Source organism: Streptomyces sp. NPDC006610, from assembly GCF_040611575.1.
GTDB lineage: Bacteria > Actinomycetota > Actinomycetes > Streptomycetales > Streptomycetaceae > Streptomyces.
The window spans coordinates 1-6,867 of the sequence record NZ_JBEXOP010000058.1 but is presented as its reverse complement, the minus strand read 5'-3'; the positions used below and the strand labels follow the sequence as shown (position 1 = coordinate 6,867).

Here is a 6,867-nt window from a genome sequence, read left to right as displayed (position 1 = left end):
ACCTCCGCTGCACCAGCAACTTGTACAGCGTGTGCTGGATCTGCTCCCGTACCTGGTCCGTCAGGTTGAACATCAGCATCGGGTCCTCCGCCGCCTCGGGCGGATACCCGTCCGTCGGGATCGGCTCGCCGAACTGGATGGTCCACTTCGTCGGCAGCGGCACCGCCCCGAGCGGCCCCAGCCACGGAAACGTCGGCGTCAGCGGGAAGTACGGGATCCCCAGCACCCGCGCGATCGTCTTCGCGTTGCCGATCATCGGGTAGATCTCCTCCGCCCCGACGATCGAGCAGGGAATGATCGGCACGCGCTGCCGCAGGGCCGTGGACACGAAGCCGCCCCGGCCGAACCGCTGGAGCTTGTACCGCTCGCTGAACGGCTTGCCGATGCCCTTGAAGCCCTCCGGCATCACCCCGACCAGCTCGCCCTGCCCCAGCAGCCGTTCGGCGTCCTCCGCGCAGGCCAGCGTGTGCCCGAGCTTGCGCGCCAGCTCGTTGACGACCGGCAGCACGAACACCAGGTCGGCCGCCAGCAGCCGCAGATGACGCCCCGCCGGATGCTCGTCGTGGACGGCGACCTGCATCATCAGCCCGTCCAGCGGCAGCGTCCCGGAGTGGTTGGCGACGATCAGCGCACCGCCCTCGGAGGGGATGTTCTCGACGCCCTTCACCTCGACCCGGAAGTATTTCTCGTACATCGGCCGCAGCAGCGACATGAGCACCTGGTCGGTGAGTTCGGCGTCGTAGCCGAAGTCGTCGACGTCGTAGTCGCCGGTGAGGCGGCGGCGCAGGAACGCCAGCCCCGCCGCGATCCGCTTCTCCAAGCCGCGCGGATCGTCGTACGACGGCTCCGGCGCCGGTACGTCCTCCTGCGCGGCCTGCGTCTGTGCGGTCTCCGTGCCCGGCAGCGGCTGGACCTCGCAGGCCTGGGCCGCCTCCCCGGAGCCGCGTCGGCTCGCCGCGGACCGGCGCCGCTGTGCCGCGCCGCCGCGGGAGCGGTCGTCGTCGAACGGAATGACCTTGGCGTCCGCCATCGTGCTGCGCTCCTCAGTTGGCGCTCTGCGTCGGCAGCCGCCGCCCGCCCGGCAGGGGCAGTTCGGCGACCCGGTCGACGGCCCGGGCGAGAGTCTCGGGCGGCAGAAGTCCGGGCCCGCGGCTGCGGGCGAAGTCCGCGAACGTCTCCGCGGTCGTGTGCTTCGGCGTGAAGCCCAGCGTCTCGCGCATCTGGGTCGTGTCCACCACCCGGCCGTGGGTCAGCAGCCGGATCTGTTCGGGCGAGAAGTCCGTGATTCCCAGCGTACGCACGAGCGAGCCCGTCCAGGTGACCGCCGGCAGCAGCAGCGGCACCGTGGGCCGCCCCAGCCTGCGGGAGCACTGCGACAGCAGCAGGACGCCGTCCCCGGCGATGTTGAAGGTGCCGCTGTTGAGCGTGCCCCGGCGCGGTTCGTGCGCGCCGATGCGCAGCACCTCGATCACGTCGTCCTCGTGCACGAACTGCAGCCTCGGGTCGTAGCCGAACACCGTCGGCAGCACCGGCAGCCCGAAGTACGAGGCGAGCGGCGACTCCGCGCTCGGCCCCAGGATGTTGGCGAACCGCAGCACGCACACCGCCACGTCCGGCCGGCGGCGCGCGAACCCGCGCACATACCCCTCGACCTCGACGGTGTCCTTGGCGAAGCCGCCGCTCGGCAGCGACTTGGGCGGGGTGGTCTCGGTGAACACGGCGGGATCGCGCGGCGCGGACCCGTAGACGTTCGTGCTGGACTTCACCACCAGCCGCTTCACCGCGGGCGACTTCTGGCAGGCGCCGAGCAGCTGCATCGTGCCGATGACGTTGGTCTCCTTGACCGTCGTCCGGCTGCCGCTGCCGAGGGCGATTCCGGTGACGTCCATGTGGACGACGGTGTCGGCGCCCGTCTCGGCGAGCACCCGGGCGATGGTGGGCTGGCGGATGTCGGCCTGGATGAAGTCGGCGCCGCCGAGGTGGTGCTCGGGCGGGACCGCGTCCACGCCGACGACCCGGTCCACGTCCGGATCCCGCTGGATCCGCCGGACGAACCGGCCCCCCAGCCGGCGGGCCACCCCGGTCACGAGCACGACCTTGCCCAAGATCAGCGCCTTCCTTCCGTCCTGGTGCGTACCCTGTCGCCTTCCCCGTCTGCTCGCCAACTTAGCGCGTGAACACGCGTGGGCCCCCCACCGAATCCGGTGGGGGGCCCACGACCACGCCTTCGCGGCGTCCTTCAGCGCGTCGTACCGCTTGGTACTACTTCTTGTTACGACGCTGGACGCGCGTGCGCTTGAGCAGCTTGCGGTGCTTCTTCTTGGCCATCCGCTTGCGCCGCTTCTTGATAACAGAGCCCACGACTACCCTCGCTCACTTCTCATCACTCGGTGTTTGGGCGCCATGGGCCCACACGACCTACGAGGGGCTAGCCTACCCGCCCGAGCGCTGAGGTCGTAATCGAGGCGCATCGCTCAGGCCGTCTCCACCCCCACATAGCTGTCGCGGAGGTACTCGTGGACCGCTTGTTCCGGGACCCGGAAGGACCTTCCGACCCGGATCGCGGGCAGATGACCGCTGTGCACCAGGCGGTACACGGTCATCTTCGACACTCGCATCACCGAGGCGACCTCCGCCACGGTAAGGAACTGAACCTCGTTCAGAGGCCTCTCGCCAGCTGCAGCCATGACACACCTGAACCTTCCGCACTCGACTCGACGGCCACCGGCTTCCCCTTCCGGTGACTCTTCGTCGCTGCGTGCTCACTCCCCAGACTAGGGGCGGGTGATGCGAGTGGGGAAGAGGTGCACCCATCGGCGGCCTACTGTGACAGACACGCCCGTTTGACTACGTAGTGCGTGAGCGGCCGGTAGTAAAGCGACCGCACACCGTCATCCAGGGGCACGGCCACGGACACGCGCCCCTCGGCCTCCCCGACGAACAGCGCGGGATCGTCGGTGTCGCCCAGGCCGATGGCCTCGAACCCCAGCTGACCTGCCCCGCAGACCCAGCCGTGGTCGCCGATCACCAGCTCCGGCAGGGGCCCGCCGGCCTGCGCACACGCCGCCAGCGCCGCCCTCACCGGCAGCGGCGAGTGAGTGTGCGCGCCGGTCGCACCACCGGCGGCTCCCCCGCCGGCCTCCCGCACCAGGGCCACGCCTCGTACGTAGTCGAGCCGGTGTGTACGTAGACCGAACCGGGTCGTTATGTCGACACAGAGACCCTGCGCCGGTGTGAGGACAGCACATCCCGCCGCCGACAGGGCGTCCGCGAGAGCGACGTAGAAGTCCAGGAGCCGGTGCGGGTGCCCGGTCCCCAGCAGCACGGGCGCGCCCCGTCGGGCGGCCCCGGCGACCCGCTCCGCGAACGCGTCCAGCCGGGCCAGCGTCCGCTCCGGGTCGATCACATCATGCCCCGAAACGTGTCGCGGATCGGCCGAAACCCCGCACTTCCGCGCCATCAACGCGAGCAAATCCCGCTGTGACCAGTCGTTCTCGGGATCGATCCCGATCAGCACCCGGGGGTCGCGGGCCGCGAACAGCCGGTAGCTGCGCAGGCTCGTCTCCCGTGCGGTGGCCACGGCGCCGGCGAGCCGCGCGGCCAGGAGATGCGCGCGCAGCGCGCCGCGGGACACCATGGCCCGATGGTGACGGACGCCGCCGCCCGCCCGCCCCGGAATCCCGGTGAAGGCGCACGGTTGGCGTAACGCCCGCCGGAAGCCCCCGCCCCCGGACGCCCTACGGCAGCAGCCCGCGCAGCGGGAACACCGCCCGCCGCGCCGCCAGCACCGCCTGGTCGAGCCGGTCCGCCGGGTCGTACCCGGCCTCCCAGGGCGCCCACCGCACCGGCCACCGCCCGTCCGTCATCCGGGCCGGCGCCAACTGCCGTGTGTGTGCGTACACTTCCTGCCGCCAGCCCTCGGGGATCGTCTCCTCGGGCGCCACCGGCCGCCCCGCGGCGATCGCCACCAGATGCGTCCACGACCGCGGCACCACCTCCACGACCGCGTATCCGCCGCCGCCGAGCGCGATCCACCGCCCGTCGGCGTACTGGTGCGCCAGGTCGTGACAGGCGTCCTGCACCGCCCGCTGCGCGTCCAGCGACACCGCCAGATGCGCCAGCGGGTCCTCGAAGTGCGTGTCGGCCCCGTGCTGGGTCACCAGCACCTGCGGCCGGAAGTCGGCGATCAGCTCCGGCACCACCGCGTGGAAGGCCCGCAACCATCCCGCGTCCCCGGTCCCCGCCGGCAGCGCGACGTTGACCGCCCCGCCCTCCGCCGAGTCCGCGCCCGTCTCCTCCGGCCACCCGGTCTGCGGGAACAGGGTCCGCGGATGCTCGTGCAGCGAGATCGTCAGGACCCGCGGGTCCTCCCAGAACGCCGCCTGTACGCCGTCCCCGTGATGCACGTCGACGTCCACGTAGGCGACCCGCTCCGCGCCCAGCTCCAGCAGCCGCGCGACGGCCAGGGCGGCGTCGTTGTAGATGCAGAAGCCGGAGGCCCCGGCCGGCATGGCGTGGTGCAGCCCGCCGGCGAAGTTCACCGCGTGCAGCGCCTCCCCCCGCCACACGGCCTCCGCCGCGCCCACCGACTGTCCCGCGATGAGCGCCGACACCTCGTGCATCCCGGCGAACGCGGGGTCGTCCACCGTCCCCAGCCCGTACGACGGGTCGGCCGCCGCCGGGTCCGCTGAGGCCGCCCTCACCGCGTCGATGTAGTCCTGGCGGTGGACGAGCCGCAGCGTCGACTCCCCCGCCGCCCGGGCCGCCACGGTTTTCATCTCCCGGTCGAGCCCGAAGGCCTCGACCAGTTTCCGGGTCAGCGTGAGCCGGACCGGATCCATCGGGTGGTCCGGACCGAAGTCATACCCCGTTACTGCCTCGTCCCACATCAGCTGTGCGCGGCCGCTCATGCCCGCCACGGTATCGGTCCGGTTGAGCATCGAACGACCGGGCGTACACGAGTGTCACCAGCACGAGCACCATCGGCACGAGCATCGCCCCCCGGTGACTCCAGGCGTCCCCCAGCGCCCCGACCAGCGGGGAACCGATCAGGAAGCCGACGTAGTTGAAGACGTTGAGCCGCGCCACGGCCGCGTCCGAGGCGCCCGGGAACAGCCGCCCGGCCGCCGCGAAGGTCTGCGGCACCAGCACGCACAGCCCGAGCCCCAGCAGGGTGAACCCCGCCATCCCGGCCCACGCTCCCGGAGCCCCCGCCACCACCGCGAACCCCACGGCCGCCAGGACGGCCCCGCCCCGCACCACCGCCGCGGCCCCGAACCGCCGCACCCCGAAGTCGCCCAAGGCCCGCCCCACCAGCGTGGTGACCATGTAGACGTTGTACGGCACGGTCGCCAGCTGCTCCGACCCGCCGAGCACGTCCTGCACGTACTTCGCGCTCCAGTTGGAGACGGTCGCGTCCCCGATGTAGGCGAAGGTCATCACGAGGCACAGCGGCAGCAACGCCCGCAGCCCCACCCCGCTCCCCTCGACCTTCCCCGCCTCCGGCGCGCGTCCCTCGCCCCGGTCGTCCGCATACCACCGGCTCCCGACGAGCGCGGCCGGCGCCAGCACCCCCACTACCGGCAGATACGACACGACGAGCGCCTGTTCCCAGTGCGCCCCCGCCCACGCCAGCGAGGCCCCCACGATGCCGCCGAGGCTGTACGCGGCATGGAACCCGAGCATGATGCTGCGCCCGTACGCCCGCTGGAGGCTGACGCCGAGCATGTTCATCGACGCGTCGAGCGCCCCGACGGCGAGCCCGAAGGCGGCCAGCGAGATTGCCAGCTCCGCCATCCGTTCCCCGGCTCCCACTCCGAGCAGCGCCAGCAGCACGATGGGCTGGGACCAGCGCAGCACCCGGCTCGGGGGCACCCGGCGCACCAGCCGCCCGGTCGCCACGCTCCCCACCCCGGCCAGCACCGGCACGGCGGCCAGGAAGGCGGGCAGCAGCGCGTCGGAGACCCCGTACCGGTCCTGAATGGCCGGGATCCGCGTCACCAGGAGGGCGAACGCGACGCCCTGGACGAAGAACCCGAACGCCAGCGAGGACCGGCCGCGCCGCAGCGCGTCCGGCATGACATCGGTCATGCGGCGGAGCGTAGGTGAGTTTTCCTCAACTCAGCAGACCGCAGAGGTCTTCCATTCTGGAGAACAGTCCGTTCACCCCGGTGAGCCGCTCGGCCGGCGTCATCGCGGTGAACCCGTAGACGTCCATGCCTGCGGCCAGCGCCGCCTGCACGCCGAGCGGGCTGTCCTCGACGACGACACACCTCTGCGGCTCGACGCCCATCCGCCGGGCGGCGTACAGGAAGAGGTCGGGTGCGGGCTTGCCCCGTCCGACGTCCTCGGAGCTGAAGATCCGCTCGTCGTCGAACCATCGGTCCAGCCCGGTCGTGCGGTGCCCGACCCGTATCCGCTCATGACTCCCGGACGACGCCACGCAGTACGGCACCCCGTCGGACGCCAGCCTCTCCAGCACGTCGGCGACTCCGTCGACGGGCTTCAGCTCCCGGGCGAAGGCGGCGAACACGCGGGAGTGGAAGACGTCGTCGAAGTCCGCGGGCAGCCGCTGTCCCGTCCGCTCCTCCACCAGGTCGTGCACCCGGTGCATGGCGGAGCCCATGTAGTCGCGCAGCGAGTCCTCGTAGGTGGTGGGGTGGCCCAGCTCGGTGAGGTAGGCGGCGAGGAGGGTGTTCGAGATGGGCTCACTGTCGACGAGCACACCGTCGTTGTCGAAGATGACGAGGTCGTAGCGCATGAACCGACCTTAAACGCAGAAAACCCCGTGCCGAAAGGCACGGGGTTTTCTCAAAGATTGTTCGGCGGCGTCCTACTCTCCCACAGGGTCCCCCCTGCAGTACCATC

Annotated in this window: 8 protein-coding genes; all 8 read right to left on the bottom strand. The window is 71.4% G+C overall.

The annotated features are described in order from the left end of the window. Positions 1–1,030: lysophospholipid acyltransferase family protein (locus ABZY13_RS31285; protein WP_356636756.1), on the bottom strand; the 1,030-nt coding region annotated here is incomplete at its 3' end. 13 nt (positions 1,031–1,043) lie between these two features. After that, positions 1,044–2,105, bottom strand: a complete 1,062-nt coding sequence (locus ABZY13_RS31280) for an NAD-dependent epimerase/dehydratase family protein (RefSeq protein WP_356636754.1) — start codon at positions 2,103–2,105, stop codon at positions 1,044–1,046. Positions 2,106–2,262: 157 nt separating this feature from the next. Continuing rightward, positions 2,263–2,361 (bottom strand): AURKAIP1/COX24 domain-containing protein, encoded by a 99-nt coding sequence (locus tag ABZY13_RS31275; RefSeq protein WP_003948845.1) that lies wholly within the window; start codon positions 2,359–2,361, stop codon positions 2,263–2,265. Positions 2,362–2,474: 113 nt separating this feature from the next. Next, entirely contained in the window at positions 2,475–2,687 is a 213-nt protein-coding gene (locus tag ABZY13_RS31270) for a helix-turn-helix domain-containing protein (RefSeq protein ID WP_121791081.1), read from the bottom strand. Positions 2,688–2,821: 134 nt separating this feature from the next. After that, positions 2,822–3,637: a phosphatase gene (locus tag ABZY13_RS31265; RefSeq protein ID WP_356636751.1), complete on the bottom strand. Its 816-nt coding sequence runs from the start codon at positions 3,635–3,637 to the stop codon at positions 2,822–2,824. A 100-nt stretch (positions 3,638–3,737) separates the two neighbouring features. Then, complete coding sequence (locus ABZY13_RS31260; RefSeq protein WP_356636749.1) at positions 3,738–4,910, bottom strand: acetoin utilization protein AcuC; 1,173 nt, start codon at positions 4,908–4,910, stop codon at positions 3,738–3,740. Continuing rightward, on the bottom strand, positions 4,861–6,078 hold the full coding sequence (locus tag ABZY13_RS31255; RefSeq protein ID WP_356636804.1) for an MFS transporter: 1,218 nt from the start codon (positions 6,076–6,078) through the stop codon (positions 4,861–4,863). The genes ABZY13_RS31260 and ABZY13_RS31255 overlap by 50 nt, the downstream gene beginning before the upstream one ends. Before the next feature lie 37 nt (positions 6,079–6,115). Beyond that, the gene (locus tag ABZY13_RS31250; protein WP_356636747.1) at positions 6,116–6,760 is read right to left on the bottom strand and encodes an HAD family hydrolase; all 645 of its coding nucleotides are present in this window, start codon (positions 6,758–6,760) and stop codon (positions 6,116–6,118) included. Positions 6,761–6,867 lie beyond the last annotated feature (107 nt).